Source organism: Paraburkholderia steynii, from assembly GCF_900100565.1.
Lineage (GTDB): Bacteria > Pseudomonadota > Gammaproteobacteria > Burkholderiales > Burkholderiaceae > Paraburkholderia > Paraburkholderia terrae.
In genome coordinates, this window is sequence record NZ_FNDI01000013.1 from 229,418 (window position 1) to 244,257 (window position 14,840).

12 protein-coding genes are annotated in these 14,840 nt (G+C 63.4%); 6 read left to right on the top strand and 6 right to left on the bottom strand.

The features are described 5' to 3' along the window. The first annotated feature begins 9 nt into the window (after window positions 1-9). From BLT65_RS23780 to BLT65_RS23790, 3 genes are all read left to right on the top strand, one after another. Window positions 10-396, top strand: coding sequence for a DUF3331 domain-containing protein (locus tag BLT65_RS23780; protein WP_042314914.1), 387 nt, complete (start codon window positions 10-12; stop codon window positions 394-396). 155 nt (window positions 397-551) lie between these two features. Further along, window positions 552-1,517 carry a LysR family transcriptional regulator gene (locus BLT65_RS23785; protein WP_091781634.1) on the top strand — a complete coding sequence of 322 codons (966 nt, stop codon included), beginning with the start codon at window positions 552-554 and terminating at the stop codon, window positions 1,515-1,517. A gap of 125 nt (window positions 1,518-1,642) precedes the next feature. Beyond that, window positions 1,643-2,515, top strand: a complete 873-nt coding sequence (locus BLT65_RS23790) for an alpha/beta fold hydrolase (protein WP_091781637.1) — start codon at window positions 1,643-1,645, stop codon at window positions 2,513-2,515. Window positions 2,516-2,537: 22 nt separating this feature from the next. Here the strand turns inward: BLT65_RS23790 and BLT65_RS23795 are convergent, their stop codons facing one another. The 6 genes from BLT65_RS23795 to BLT65_RS23820 form a co-directional block, all read right to left on the bottom strand. Beyond that, entirely contained in the window at window positions 2,538-3,044 is a 507-nt protein-coding gene (locus BLT65_RS23795; protein WP_091781767.1) for a Dps family protein, read from the bottom strand. Window positions 3,045-3,112: 68 nt separating this feature from the next. Next, window positions 3,113-4,102 (bottom strand): cytochrome d ubiquinol oxidase subunit II, encoded by a 990-nt coding sequence (locus tag BLT65_RS23800; RefSeq protein WP_091781640.1) that lies wholly within the window; start codon window positions 4,100-4,102, stop codon window positions 3,113-3,115. A gap of 30 nt (window positions 4,103-4,132) precedes the next feature. Then, complete coding sequence (locus BLT65_RS23805; protein ID WP_091781644.1) at window positions 4,133-5,542, bottom strand: cytochrome ubiquinol oxidase subunit I; 1,410 nt, start codon at window positions 5,540-5,542, stop codon at window positions 4,133-4,135. Further along, window positions 5,535-7,892: an FdhF/YdeP family oxidoreductase gene (locus BLT65_RS23810; protein ID WP_091781650.1), complete on the bottom strand. Its 2,358-nt coding sequence runs from the start codon at window positions 7,890-7,892 to the stop codon at window positions 5,535-5,537. Before BLT65_RS23810 ends, BLT65_RS23805 begins: the two co-directional genes overlap by 8 nt. 275 nt (window positions 7,893-8,167) lie before the next feature. After that, on the bottom strand, window positions 8,168-8,518 hold the full coding sequence (locus BLT65_RS23815) for a hypothetical protein (RefSeq protein WP_244186572.1): 351 nt from the start codon (window positions 8,516-8,518) through the stop codon (window positions 8,168-8,170). After that, the gene (locus tag BLT65_RS23820; RefSeq protein WP_042314920.1) at window positions 8,515-9,489 is read right to left on the bottom strand and encodes a LysR family transcriptional regulator; all 975 of its coding nucleotides are present in this window, start codon (window positions 9,487-9,489) and stop codon (window positions 8,515-8,517) included. The genes BLT65_RS23815 and BLT65_RS23820 overlap by 4 nt, the downstream gene beginning before the upstream one ends. A gap of 586 nt (window positions 9,490-10,075) precedes the next feature. Between BLT65_RS23820 and BLT65_RS23825 the strand changes: the two genes are divergently transcribed. From BLT65_RS23825 to BLT65_RS23840, 3 genes are all read left to right on the top strand, one after another. Beyond that, window positions 10,076-10,717 carry an HD domain-containing protein gene (locus BLT65_RS23825; RefSeq protein WP_091781653.1) on the top strand — a complete coding sequence of 214 codons (642 nt, stop codon included), beginning with the start codon at window positions 10,076-10,078 and terminating at the stop codon, window positions 10,715-10,717. 43 nt (window positions 10,718-10,760) lie between these two features. Next, a complete protein-coding gene (locus BLT65_RS23830; RefSeq protein WP_091781656.1) occupies window positions 10,761-12,506 on the top strand; it encodes an FAD-dependent oxidoreductase in 1,746 nt (581 codons plus the stop codon). 443 nt (window positions 12,507-12,949) lie between these two features. Further along, window positions 12,950-14,818, top strand: coding sequence for an ATP-binding protein (locus BLT65_RS23840; protein WP_244186573.1), 1,869 nt, complete (start codon window positions 12,950-12,952; stop codon window positions 14,816-14,818). Window positions 14,819-14,840 lie beyond the last annotated feature (22 nt).

Below are 14,840 nucleotides of genomic sequence, written 5' to 3' on the forward strand. Positions count from 1 at the left end.
AGTTTCGACATGCTGGCAAACGCAAACGTGATGGACCCATGGACCCAGACCATCGGTCTGCTAGGGACGACTTCGCGCCTGATGGCCGTCGCGGAAGCCGCAGCGCAGCCGCGTCACAAGACGCGCAGCACGGATGAGCCCGTGGGCGCGCAGGTGACGCTGATCGATCGCCCCACGCCTTCGACGGCCACCATCGCGTGGCGCGACTCGACGCGCGGCTGTTTCGGCGATCAGGTCTGGCGCATGGCGCGCGCTCGCATGCCGGGCTTCTGCGCGATGAGCGGCCAGGCCATCCGCCCCGGCGACGCCGTGTACAAGCCGAATCCGCGGCCTACGCCCGTCAATGGCGACGCGATGATTCTGGCTTCCGTCCTGCGCGACGCCGACACGCTCTGAACGGCGCGCATCGCGCGATGCCGGCGAGGTGCGATGTCCCCTGCAATGCGAATGACGCGGCGCGTATGGCATAGTCCCCGCCTTGGGGCGCGATGCGGCCGTGAACGGGCGTATCGTGCGGGATGGGATAGTCACTTTGCCTGGTGGGTCAGCGAATGGCAGATATCGTCGGCAGCATGCGCGTATTCGCGCGGGTGGTCGAGACGGGTTCGTTCACCGCGGTTGCGAAAGAGAACGACGTAACGGCCGCGCAGATTTCGCGCGCGGTCACGGCGCTCGAAGAGCAGTTGCAGACGGCGCTGCTGCATCGCACGACACGCCACCTGTCGCTGACGGAAGCGGGCACCCGCTTCTACGAACGCGCGAAGGCGATCCTCGCGGACCTCGATGCGGCAACGGACGAGGCACGCAACGCGAGCATGTCGCCAGCAGGCAAGGTGCGGCTGCATTGCGCGCCTGGCCTTGCGCAAAGCACGGTGGCGGCGGCGCTGGTCAGCTACCAGCGCGCGTACCCTCATGTATCCGTCGAACTGAAGATCGAACAGAGCATGCCGAATCTGGTCGAGGACGGCTATGACGTCTCACTGATCTCGGCGACGCAGCTTCCCGATTCCGCCTATGTCGCGCAGTCGCTCGGTTCCGCGTGGTCGTTGATGGTCGCTTCGCCCGGCTACGTGAAGCAGCACGGCATGCCGCTCACGCCCGACGACCTCGCAGCGCATACGCTGCTCAAGCTCGAAACACCCGTTTCGCCGGCCGACGAATGGCACCTCGAAAGTGCGCATGACACTCAGGTGGTCACGCTCGCGCACGCGCCGCTGCAGGTCAATGCGCCCGACGTGATGCGCGCAATGCTGCTGGACGGTGCGGGTATCGGTACGCTCGCAACGTATTCCGCTGTCGACGATCTCGTCTCCGGCAATCTGGTGCGCGTGTTGCCGCAGTACAGGCTCAAGCCGTTCACCGTGTACGCCGTATATCCTTCGCGGCGCTACCTTGAAGCGAAAGTCCGCACGTTGCTAGATCACTTGCGTTCGACGCTGACGCCCGCGCTCGAAAGCGCCCGCGAACGTATCGACGCCGTGAGCCGCACAGTGGAGCCCGCAGCAAGACGGGCCTGAATCGACACGATTACCCGCAGCGCCATCAAGAATCTTTATCCCCGTCACAGGCTTAATCACAGGCCGCCTGCTCAATAGACTGATTCTCAACCGGCATCGACCGGATCACCATTGGAGAATCAGTCATGACGAACACGATCGATCTCACGCGTCACACGGTCACTGCAAACGGCATTCGCCAGCACTATGTCGAAGCCGGCGAAGGCGCGCCCGTCGTGCTGCTGCACGGCTTTCCCGAAACGAATCATGCATGGCGGCATCAGATTCCCGCGCTTGCGCAGCACTATCGCGTGATTGCGCCCGATCTGCGCGGCTACGGCGAAACCGACAAGCCCGCGAGCGGCTACGACAAGCGGACCATGGCGAACGACTTGCGCGCGTTATTGAGCGAACTGTCGATCGAACGCGTGGCGCTCGTCGGGCACGATCGCGGCGCGCGCGTGGCGACGCGTTTTGCGAAGGATCATCCCGAAGCGCTGGACCGTCTCGTCGTGATGGACAACGTGCCGACGCGCATCGTCGCGCAAGCGATCGACGCGAAGATCGCGCGCGCGTACTGGTTCTTCCTGTTCCACCAGGTGCCCGACCTGCCGGAGACGTTGATCGCAGGCAAGGAGCGCGCGTGGCTGCGGCATTTCTTCTCGGACTGGTGCTATGACCCGAACGCGATTTCGGGCGAGGCATTCGAAACCTATGTGCGCGCGTACGAGGTGCCCGGCGCGGTGCGTGGCGCGATGGCGGACTATCGCGCGAACGCCGTCGACGTTGCGCAGGACAAGGAAGATGCCGACGTGCTGATCGAAGCGCCGACGCTTGCGCTGTGGGGCGAGGCGTTCTATGCGGTGGGCCAGATGTTCGACATGGAGAACGTCTGGAAGGGCATGGCGCGCGATGTCGTGACGCACGCGATTCCGCGCGCCGGACATCTGCCTCATGAAGAGCAGCCGGAGATCGTCAACCGGATTCTGGTCGACTTTCTCAAAGGCTGGAAAGGTTGATGCTCGCGCGCCCGGCGATCGATTAACGCATCGCTTCGAGGAGAATCCACGCGCGCCGCCGCGCGTCGGCGATCCAGTTCTCCAGCAGGCTCGCCGTCGCGACGTCGTGATGCTTTTCGCAGGCCGCGTGCGCGCTCAGCATGAAGGCTGCGAGCCGCAGGTTGTCCGCGCGGAGCTCGGCGAGCATCTGTTGCGGCGGCGCGGCGGGCACGTCGCTTTCGGCGAGCCGTTGCAGGCGCGCGATATCGCTGATCGAATGCAGCGTCGTGCCGCCGATCATGCGCACGCGTTCGGCAATCGCATCGGTGATTTCGAAGATCCGCTCGCCTTGTTCCTCAAGCAGCAGATGACAGTCGCGGAACTGCGGACCGAACATGCGCCAATGAAAGTTCTTCGTCTTGAGATACAGCGCGAACACATCGGCGAGCAACGGGTTCAGGTGCGACGAAATATCCTCGACGGCATGTTCGCTGAAAGGCCTGAACTGCGCGGCGGGTGTTGCGTCGACAAAGGCGTAAGAATGGGACATGACGGTGTTCCAGGAATGTGAGGCCGAGGCGGCCTGAAGCGTGGCCGCATCGTCGAACATAAAAAGCGTCACTCGCCCGCGTGTGCTTCGCCAATGACCTTGCCGCGGAAGATGTAGTACTGGTACAGGTTGTACCCGATCATCACAGGGAAGATCAGCCCGATACCGGCCAGCATGAACGCGAGCGTGTGCGAATCGGAAGCGGCCTGCACGATGCCCAGCTTGCCGGGCACGAAGTCCGGAAACAGGCTGACGGCAAGGCCGACGAACGACACGATGAACAGCGTCACCGCGCCGCGAAACGGCCCGCGCGACGCGCCCATGTACAGCGACGCCACGATGAACGCGAAGGCGAGCGCCGCCGCGAGGCCGAGCGCGATCAGCACGTGCATGACACCCGGCTGCGACCAGCGCTCGAGGCCGACATCGCTGAAGAACCATGTCGCGATGGTCAGCAGCAGCGCGGCTGCGACGGTCAGCGCCGCGCTCAGCAGCGCGAGACGACGCGACCATTGCTCAATCATGCCCACCGTTTTCTTCACCAGATACGTCGCGCCCAGCAGGGCGTATCCCGCGACCACGCCGATCGCCGCCACGACGATGAACCCCTGGCTCATCTCGCCGGGCACAAGGCCCGTGATGATCTTGCCGAGCACGACGCCTTGAGCGAGCGCGGCAACGAGGCTGCCGATGCCGAACACCTTGTCCCACAGCGGACCATGCTCGACGCTGTGGCGGAACTCGATCGCCGCGCCGCGCATGATGAGCCCGGCGATCAGCCCCATGATGGGCAGATAGAGATCCTGCATCAGCTGCGCGTACGCAACCGGAAACGCGCCGAACAGCCCGCCGCCGAGCACGACGAGCCAGGTTTCGTTCGCGTCCCAGACGTGGCCGATCGACTCGACCATCACGTCGCGATCTTCGCGCCGCGTGCGCAGCAGGCTGAGAATGCCGACGCCGAGATCGAAGCCGTCCGTCACGACGTAGAAGACCAGCATCAGGCCGAGCAGGCCGAACCACACGTAGGCCAGCAACGAATGTGTAGAGCTATCCATGAAGCAACCTCTTGAGCGGAGTACGCGGCATCAATAGCCGGAAATGGATTTCGTCGTCGCGGCGCGCGCGGCGTTCGCTGTGACAATGGCGGGCGGCACGCTGGTCAGATCAGGACCGTTTCGCAGCCAGCGCCGCGCGAGGACGAAGAACGTGACGAGCAGCACGACATAGAACGCGAAGAACATCGCCATGCTTAGCGAGACCGACGAGGGCGCGACTGTGGATGCCGCCTGGCTCGTGCGCAGCAGGCCATACACGACCCACGGCTGACGTCCCACTTCACGCACGATCCAGCCCGCTTCGACGGCCACATACGGCAGCGGAATGCACAACACCCACGCGAGCAGCAGCTTGCGGCGCGCGAGCAGCGCATCGAGGCTGCCGCGCGCCTTGCGCAGCGCGTAGACGGTCCAGAACGCCAGCAGCATGAAGCAGAAGCCGATGCCCGCCATCACGCGGAACGCGTAGTAGAGCAGGGGGAGCATCGGCGGCTGGTCTTCGGGCTTGAAGTCGGTCAAGCCCTTCACCTGGCCGTGCAGCGAGTGCGTGCCGAGCACGCTCAGCATGCCGGGGACTTCCAGCGACCAGTCGTTGCGCTGCGCCGCTTTGTCGGGCCACGCGAGCAGCGACCACGACGCGCCTGTGCCGGGCGCATTGGTGTGCCAGTGGCCTTCGATCGCCGCGCCCTTCGCGGGCTGCGTTTCGAACACGCTCACGCCGCTCGAATCGCCGAGCCAGATTTGCAGCGGCGCGGCGATCACCAGCACGGCGAGCGCGATCTTGAACGAGCGCGCAAAGAACTCGGGGTGGCGCTTGCGGAACAGGTTGTACGCGGAGATGCCCGCGATCACGAACATGCCCGTTTCGATTGCCGCGACCCACATGTGCGACACGCCCCACACCATGTCGGGATTGAAGATCGCGGCCAGATAGTTGGTCACCTCGATCTTGCCGTCGACGACGGCGTAACCGGCCGGCGTCTGCATCCACGAGTTGGCGACCATGATCCAGAACGCCGAGATGCTGGAGCCGAGCGCGACCATGCCCGTTGCGAACAGGTGTACGCCGCGCGGCACGCGTCCCCAGCCGAGCAGCATCACGCCGACGAAACCCGCTTCGAGCATGAACGCCATCGCGCCTTCGAAGCCGAGAATGTTGCCGATGAACTGGCCGCTGTACTGTGAGAAGCCTGCCCAGTTGGTGCCGAACTGAAACTCCATCGGAATGCCGCTGACCACGCCGACCGCGAAGTTCAGCACCAGCAGCTTGCTCCAGAAGCGCGCCTGACGGTACAACATCACGTCGCCCGTCTTGATCCACAGCGCTTCGACGAGGAACAGAAACGCGGACAGGCTGATGGTCAGGATCGGCCACAAAATATGGAAGATGGCCGTCATCGCGAACTGCGCGCGCGACAGGTTGGCAACATGATCAAGCATGGCTGGCCTCCTCGGTTTGCGGCGCGGCTTGCACGACGATGGCGCGCGTCGCGGACTCGGGACCGACAGCGGCGGCGCGCACGATCTTCACGGGCACCGACTTGTACGACGGCGTGCGGCTTTGCGGATCGAACGCGTAAAGCGGCACGAGCGGATTCACCTCGGGGTAATACGCGCCGCAGCATCCATCGGGCAGCGAATACTCGACCACCTTGAAGCTGCGGACAACGCGTTCGATGCCATCCGTCGAGAGCGCGACGATATCGACGCGCTCGCCTGGATGCAGCCCGCGCTTTTGCAGTTCGTGCTGATTCATGAACACGACGTCGCGCTGGCCGAACACACCGCGATAGCGGTCCGAGTGCGAATAGAGCGTGGTGTTGTACTGATCGTGGCTGCGCATGGTGGTGAGCCACAGCGCGTCGGGATCGTCGTGCCACGGGTTTTCGTCGAGGCCTTTGAAGACGAGGAAATTCGCGCGGCCCGTCGGTGTGTCCCACACGCGTTCGCGCGCGTTCGACGTGAGATGGAAGCCGCCCGGCACGCGGATGCGCTCGTTGTACGCCTGGAAAATCGGGAACACGATTTCGATCGCGTCGCGAATATGGTCGTAGTTCGCGACCATCTGCTCCCAGGGCACACGCGACTTCTCGCCGAGCGTCGCGCGCGCAATCCCCGCGACGATGGCCGGCTCGCTCATCAGATGCGGCGACGCGGGCTCGTTGCGGCCAGCGGACGCGTGTACCATCGACATCGAATCTTCGACGGTGATCGACTGCGGACCTCCCGCCTGAATGTCGATTTCCGTGCGGCCGAGGCACGGCAGAATCAACGCTGCCTTGCCATGCACGAGATGGCTGCGATTGAGCTTCGTCGCGATGTGTACGGTCAGGTCGAGCTTGCGGATCGCTTCCTGCATGCGGACCCAGTCGGGAATCGCAGCCGCGAAATTGCCGCCCAACCCGATGAACACTTTCGCGTCGCCGCGCATCATCGCTTCGAGCGTTGCAATTACGTCGTTGCCGTGGTTGGTCGGCGGGCGAAAACCGAAGGCGCGCTCGATGCCTTCAATCAAGCCCTTGCTCGGCTTCTCGGTGATGCCGACCGTGCGGTTGCCTTGCACGTTCGAATGTCCGCGCACCGGGCAGATGCCCGCGCCCTCGCGGCCGACGTTGCCGCGCAGCAGCGCAAGATTTGCTATCTGCTGGACGTTCTCCGTGCCGCGATGGTGTTGCGTAATGCCCATGCCGTACACGAGAATCGCATTCTCGGCCTGCATGTAGATGTTTGCCGCGTTCTCGATATCGTCGCGCGACAGACCCGAATGCCGTTCGATCGCATCCCACGATGTCGCGCGCAAATCGTCAAGCAGCGCATCGATGCCGTGCGTATGGCCTTCGATGAATTCGATGTCGAGGATGCGTGGCTTGTCGGCGGCAAGCGCGGCGTCGTCGGCTTCGACGATAGCCTTCATCATCCCCTTGAGCACGGCGACGTCGCCGCCTACCTTGACCTGATACAGGAACGTGCTGATCGGCGTGTAGCCGAGCGTCGCCATTTCGACGGGGTTTTGCGGCGACGCGAAGCGCTCCAGCGCGCGTTCGCGGAACGGATTGAACGACACGATCTTCGCGCCGCGGCGCGACGCCGAATGTAGGTCGCTCATCATGCGCGGGCTGTTGGTGCCGGGGTTCTGCCCGAAGATGAAGATCGCATCGGCGTGTTCGAAGTCTTCGAGCAGCACCGTGCCTTTGCCGACGCCGATCGATTGCGGCAAGCCGACGCTCGTCGCTTCGTGACACATGTTCGAGCAGTCGGGAAAGTTGTTGCTGCCGAATTCGCGGACAAACAACTGGTAAAGAAACGCCGCTTCGTTCGACGCGCGGCCCGACGTATAGAAATCGGCCTGATCGGGATGGTCGAGCGCGTTCAGATGGCGACCCACGAGCGCGAACGCATCTTCCCAACTGATGGGCGCATAGCGATCCGTGATGGCGTCATAGACCATCGGATGCGTGAGGCGGCCGACCATTTCGAGGTCATAGTCGTCCCATGCGGTGAGTTCGGAAACGCTGTGCGCGGCGAAGAACTCCGGCGTGCAGCGGTTCACGGTCGCTTCCCATGCGACGGCCTTCGCGCCGTTCTCGCAGAACTCGAACGACGACGTGTGCTTCGGGTCGGGCCATGCGCAACCCGGACAGTCGAAGCCTTGCGGCTGGTTCATGTGCAACAGCGTCTTTGCGCCGGAGACGGGGATGCCCTGAAGCGTCAGCGCTTCACCCGTCGCCTTGAGCGCGCCCCAACCGCCTGCGGGGTCGCTGTAAATGCGGATCACCTTCTTTTTTCCCATTTCCGTTTCCTGTTCATTCGAACCAGTGTCATTGAGCGAATGATCGGGGCACGGAAACAAAGCGTCTTGCCTGTTTGCCCGCTGGTTTTGTTTCCACACGGAGTTGCCTGACCGGTTGCGAGGTGATTGAGCCCGCGAACGATTCGTTTGATGCCTTGTTTTAGCGGTCGGACAATGGGGAAACGCAAATCGCTTTTCATCACGAATAAAAAAAAGCGGGCGATTTGTCTGACACAAATCGCCCGCTTTTCCAAGCAAGAAAATGAACTGCGAGGTTAGGTCCAGTACTTGGAATCGGTCACGCGGCGCTGGTATCCAAACACGCCACGATGCGCGTGCCGGTCGCGCGCAGGCTCACCGACACTGTCGAGCTTTTGCATCGCAGGCCGCGCTCGCGCGGGCACATGTTCCTTCCACGGCGACGAAACATCCGTAGCCGACACGGGCGTTGGCTTGCCGGCTTCGGCGGCCAGACGCTCGAGTGGCAATTGCGCATTCGCGCCGACCACGAGAATCGCCTGCATGATGCCCGGCGCCTGATACGCACAGGTCGCAGCCAACGCAACGCTACACGCGGCGATCGCATAGCTGGGCCGGAAAAAAGGAAAGGCGATGGTGCGCATCATGCATTCTCCATTACGCGCGCTACACGGCTGAAGGTTTGATGTTGGTGCTCGTTTAAAAGGCGGGTGTCGAGCGCCTCTCTCAGATGCGACGTCATGAAATCGATGAAGGTCTTGATCTTCGCGTCGATATGATGCCGGCTTGAATAAACGGCGAAAACGCTCGTATTTTGAAGGCGCGATTCGGGGAACAACTGAAGCAGCCTTCCATTGCGAATGTCGTCGATCACGCAATGCACCGGCAATGCCGCGACGCCCGCGCCCGCGAGCGTCGCAATGCGGATCGCCTCGGTGTCGTTGATCGCGAACTGGCCGGCGCCTTCCTGACCTGTCGACTGTCCTGTTGGCTTCACGAGGCTGAGTTTCACCGGATGGCCGTTAGGCTCGACACGAAACGGCATCGGCGTCAGCGCGTGCTCGTCGAGATCGATCGCGGTTTCGATCCGATGCGTCTGAAGAAAGGCGGGGGACGCGACCAGCACGCGCTCGCAGTGACCGATCAGCTTGCAGACGTTGCGCGAGTCGGGCAGCGTCGGCGCGGCGACGATCGACACATCCACTTCGTCTTCGAGCAGATTCGCCATGCGCGGCAGAAACTTCAACTGCACCGCAACGGTCGGAAAGCGCTTGCGATACTCGAGAATGGAGTGCGTCAGTTGCGCGAGGCCGAGATCCGTCACGCAGTGAATGCGCAGCGTGCCGCGCGCGCTGGTATGCGCATCGCCCGCTTCGGCTTCGGCGTCTTCCAGATCGGCGAGGATCTTCTTGCACTTCTGGTAGTAGCGCTCGCCCGGTTCCGTCAGCGAAACCTTGCGCGTCGTACGTTGCAGGAGTCGCGCGTGCAGATGGTCTTCGAGCGACGACACGGCGCGCGACACACTGCCCGTGCTGCAGTTCATGTGGTCTGCCACCGCGCTGAAGCTGCCCGACTCGACGACGCGCGAGAAAATACGCATGCTCAAGATCTTGTCCATGGAACCGTTCACCTCGTGCTGTCTGATCCGTTTTGTCTTGTGCGGAATACGACTTTTTGCCGCTTGAGACAAAGATAGACCGAGGCGACGGAATGAACCATCGTACGTTGGGACGTCTGCTTAATCCAAGTAGTCAGGGCCTCATACGTTGGTATAGGGCGGCGGGCACGATTCGCTGTGGATACCTGATCCGTTGCGCGCAGCTTGATGAATCCGCCCGCGCTGCAATCCCGCATTGCGCTGGACGCAACCAAAAATGCGTGACGCGACGCGTAGACTTCGTCCGCCTCGCAAAGCGGCGCTTTCAGGAAAATTAAAGGCCGAAACCGCGCGCGACGCATCCGCCTACACGGCCAGCAGCAATGTGTTTAGTGGAAACGCAATGTGTTTCGCGCCACGCGTCGCGCGATGCCGTGGGCATGACAGGCCCAAAAAATCAGGGAAATCCTGCGTTGAAGCACGCAAATTTCATCGCGTGTATTCAGGTTTTTTAATGCTTCGACAAAGTATTCTTCACTCCGCATTGCTACGCTGCAAGGTGCATTGGAGCACATGGCCGGGCATCATCCGGCGCGGAGGAGTCAACATGAACAAGAAGGTTGCCGGCGTCGACATTCCCGACGGCGTGCTGGCTCGCGCGGCTTTCGAGCATGTTCGCGGTATCGAGCCCGAGTTGTTGTTGCATCACGCGCTGCGCGTGTTTCTGTTCGCTGCGTTGATAGGCTGCAAGGACGCGCTCGCATTCGATATGGAACTGCTGTACGTCGGCGCGCTTTTTCACAACGTCGGGCTAAACGAGCGGTATCGCCATTCGCCGAACCGCTTCGAGATCGACAGCGCAAACGCGGCGCGCGAGTTTCTGCGCAGTCATCGCACCGACGAATCCGCGACGGCACAAGTTTGGACCGCGATCGCGCTGCATACCACGCCGGGCATTCCAGAACACATGTCGCCGCTCGTCGCGCTGCTCAGCGCCGGCGTCCACATGGACGTGCGCGGCGCGCGCTATCACGAGTTCATGGCGCAGCAGCGCGACGACATCGTGCAGGCGTTTCCGCGCGAACGCGGCTTCAAGACGAAGCTGATCGAAGCGTACGCGCGCGGCATGGAGCATCGGCCCGAAACGACGTTCGGCACGGTCAACGCGGACGTGCTCGACAGATGGGACCCGGACTACCGGCGCCTGAATTTTTGCGGGCTGGTGCTGGGATCGGAGTGGCCCCACTAGCGGTCGCTCGCGTCAACACATTCAGTCAAGGCAAAGCAAAGTCATGAATACCCCGGCGATCAACCCTCCAGATCTTCTGTCCACCCAGCCCGATGCGGGCGCGCCGGATCTGGCGATGCCGTATTCGTCGCTGGAGTTCCGCCAGCATCAGATGTTTCCGCGCTTGTCCGCCGCGCAGATCGGGAGCCTGCGCCGCTTCGCGCAGCCGATGTCGTTCAGGGCGGGCGAGCTGATCTTCGAAACGGGGCGCATCGCACTGGGGCTGTTCGTGCTGTTGCACGGGCGTGTGCGAATCTGTTCACGCGACAGCTTCGGCCGATCGACACTCGTGACCGAGCACGACGACGGCCATTTCATGGCCGAGATGGCGCAGTTGTCGGGCAAGCCCGCGTTGATCGACGGCATCGCGCTGACCGATTGCGAAACGCTCGTGGTGTCGCCCGACAAGCTGCGCGCGTTGATCGTCGCCGACGCGCAACTGGGCGAGCACATCATGCGCGCGCTGATTCTGCGCCGGCTGGGACTGATCGAGCAGGGGCTCGGGCCGATCATCGTCGGCAATGGCGACGATGCGCGCCTCGTCCGGTTGCAGGGCTTCCTGCGCCGCAATGCCTACCCCGCGATGGTGATCGACGCGCGTCACGACGCAGAGGCCGTCACGCTGCTCGCCGGCATCACCACAGGCCCCGACGATTTCCCGCTGGTGTTCTGCCCGAACGGCTCCGTGCTGCGCGCACCCGATGAAGCGCAACTCGCGTCGTGCCTCGGCCTCGTGCCGACTTTCGAGCGCTCGCATGTGTACGACGTCGCGATCGTCGGCGCGGGTCCGGCGGGACTGGCTGCCGCCGTGTATGCGGCCACGGAGGGTTTGTCCGTTGCCGTGTTCGACCAGCGCGCGCCGGGCGGGCAGGCGGGCGCGAGTTCGCGGATCGAGAACTACCTCGGCTTCCCGACGGGCATCTCGGGCCAGGCGCTCGCCGCGCGTGCGTTCCAGCAGGCGTTGAAGTTTGGCGCGCATCTGGCGATTCCCGGCAAGGTCACGTGCGTCGACAGCGAAGACGGCGTTCACGGGTTGACGCTGCTCGACGGCCAGCGCGTCAATGCGCGCACGGTTGTCGTCGCGAGCGGCGCGGCGTATCGCAAGCCGGGCGTCGCGGGATTCGACCGGTTCGAAGGGAACGGCATTTACTACTGGGCGTCTCCCATCGAGGCCAAGCTGGTCAAGGGGCAGGACATCGTGTTGATCGGCGGCGGCAATTCCGCGGGCCAGGCCACCGTGTTTCTCGCCAACTTCGCGCGCAGCATTCGCGTGCTGATTCGCGGCGCGGATCTGAATGCGAGCATGTCGAAGTATCTGATCGATCGAATCGGCTCGTTGCCGAACGTCTCGGTGTGTACGCGCTGCACGCTGCAAACGCTCGAAGGCGACGAGGCGGGATTGACGCATGTCCACGTGCGGCGCGAAGAAGAGGGCGACGAGACGATTGAAACGCGTCACCTGTTCCTTTTCATCGGCGCCGATCCGAAGACCGACTGGCTCATGTCGAGCGGCGTCGAACTGGATAGCCACGGTTTCGTCGTGACGGGCTTCGCGCGGCGCTCGCACACGCAAGCCGGTACGGGCATTCACTATCCGCTCGAAACCAGCTTGCCCGGCATGTTCGCGGTCGGCGACGTGCGCTCCGAATCGACCAAGCGCGTGGCGTCCGCCGTGGGCGACGGCGCGGCCGTCGTGAGTCAGATTCACGCTTATCTCGCGCATTGCCACGCGGCTGTACAGAACAGTTAACAACAATTAGCGGCCGCGATTCGACAGACTCGCTATGCTTCGACGCATGTCGCAGCGAGTGAGTCAACATCAATGATCCGTCTTCATGCGTTGCGCGCGGCGCGAACTCGTCGCGGCCGCGCACATCGTGCTTCCTGGTCTTGTGCATATCCGCAAGGACGGCGCGACGTACCGATGGGTGCCTGCCAACACGCCTTCGCTTTGATGAGGGCGTCATGCGGGACCCTCGCAATGAATGCCCTTGCAACGCCTTCAAAATTTTCGAACGGATCGTTCGGATTTTTCCACCCATGCATCAGCCGCGCCGTTCTAGACTGCCAAGCACATCATTCGGTATGCAGCATGCTACGCATTGTGTCTTGCTCTATCCGCGATTCCTTTCGACCACGACTCAACGGCGTATGCCGTGAAGCGTTGCACGCGCATGCGTGCGCGATCCACTCATGACCCGCGTCGGACCGCTCGACATCGATCTCGCGCGCCGTGAAGCACGCGTCGACGGCATGGCCGTGCGCATCGGGAATCGTGCGTTCGACATACTCGAACTCCTGATCGAGGCGCAGGGCGGACTGGTGTCGAAGGAAACGATTCTGGAGCGAGTGTGGCCGGACTCGGTGGTCGGCGACAACAACCTTCAGGTACACATGTCGGCGCTGCGCAAGCTGCTCGGCGACAGCCGCGACCTGATCAAGACGATTGCGGGTCGCGGCTACCGGCTCGTCGGTTCTGCTGCCTGCGTGCAGCACGAAGATGAAGGCGCGCCTTTGCACGACACGCATCACACGCTCGCGCAAAGCGCCGTGCCGAACAATCTGCCTGCGTGCGGCTCCGTGCTCGTCGGCCGCGATGAAGCGACTGCGCATGTCAGTACCGTGCTGCGCAGCTCGCGTCACGTGACGCTGGTCGGCTCGGGCGGCATCGGCAAGACGCGAGTCGCGATCGAGGTCGCGCGCCGCCTGCTGGAGCACGCGCCGGGCGGCGTCTATTTCGTGTCCTTGGGTTCGGCGTCCGACATGAGCAGCGTGCTGGCGATGATGGCATCCGTGCTCGGCGTGCCGCCTGAATGCGGTTGTTCGACGCGCGAGCGCATCGTCGAGGCGATCGGCGGTCGGCGCATGCTGATCGTGCTCGACGGCTGCGAGCATGTAATCGACGTGGCCGCGCAGCTTGCAAACCATCTGCTGAACGCATGCCCGCGCTTGCGCGTGCTGTCGACGAGCCGCGAGCCGTTGCGCATTCCGTCTGAATCGTTGTACTGGGTACCCGCGCTCGACGTGCCCGAGCCGAACGACGATACCCCGCGCGTGCGCCGCTGCAGCGCCGTGAGCCTGTTCCTGATACGCGCCCGCGCGATCGACGCGCGCTTCGCCGCCGACGACGCGAGCCTCCACGTGACGGGCATGGTGTGCCGGCGGCTCGACGGCATTCCGCTGGCGATCGAGCTCGCCGCGGCCCGCGCCGCGCTGCTCGGCATCGACACGCTGGCCGCGCATCTTGACGACCGCTTCGGCATGTTGACGGGCGGAACGCGCACCGCGTTGCCGCGCCACCAGACGCTGAAGGCGACGCTCGACTGGAGCCACGCGTTGCTCGACGAAGCAGAACGCAAGACCTTGCGACGCGTCGGCATTTTCGCGGACCGCTTTCCGCTCGAAGCCGCGATTGCGATCGCGAGCGATCATGAAACGCGCGAGCTGGACGTGGTCGCGGCGATGGCGGCGCTGGTCGAAAAGTCGCTGGTGGTCGCGAGTACCGGGCCGGGCACCGCATCGTTTCGGCTGCTTGAAACGACACGCATGTACGCACGGCAGAAGCTCGACGACAACGGCGAGCGCCGCGTCGTCGCGTTGAATCACGCGCGCTATCTGTCCACGGTGATCGACGGCAACGCGCGCGCAGCGGGTCAATGCGCCGGCGAACGCTGGCGCAGCGGGATTCCTGCGCTACTCGACGAGATTCGTGCGGCGCTGGGCTGGGTGTTGTCCGAAGAGGGCGACGAAGCATTACGCGAAACGCTGCCCGTCAATGCCGTCTTTCTGTTCTACGAGCTGTCGCTGATCGACGAATGTTGCACGTGGGCACGGCGCGCGCTTGCTGCCATTGCGCCTGCGGACGAATCCGCGCATGCGTTGCCACGCCAGCGCTCGCGGCTTCGGCTTCTCGCGGCGCTGGGTGCGGCGCTCGTGCGGGTTCACGGCCCCAACGCGGAAACGCATGCGATCTGGAAAGAAGTGCTCGCGTCGGCGATCGCATCGGGCGACCGGCCGCACGTGGATGTGGGAAGCGGATTGATCTGCGCCACGCCGTTGTGAAAATGCGCGTAGCGCCCTGCAT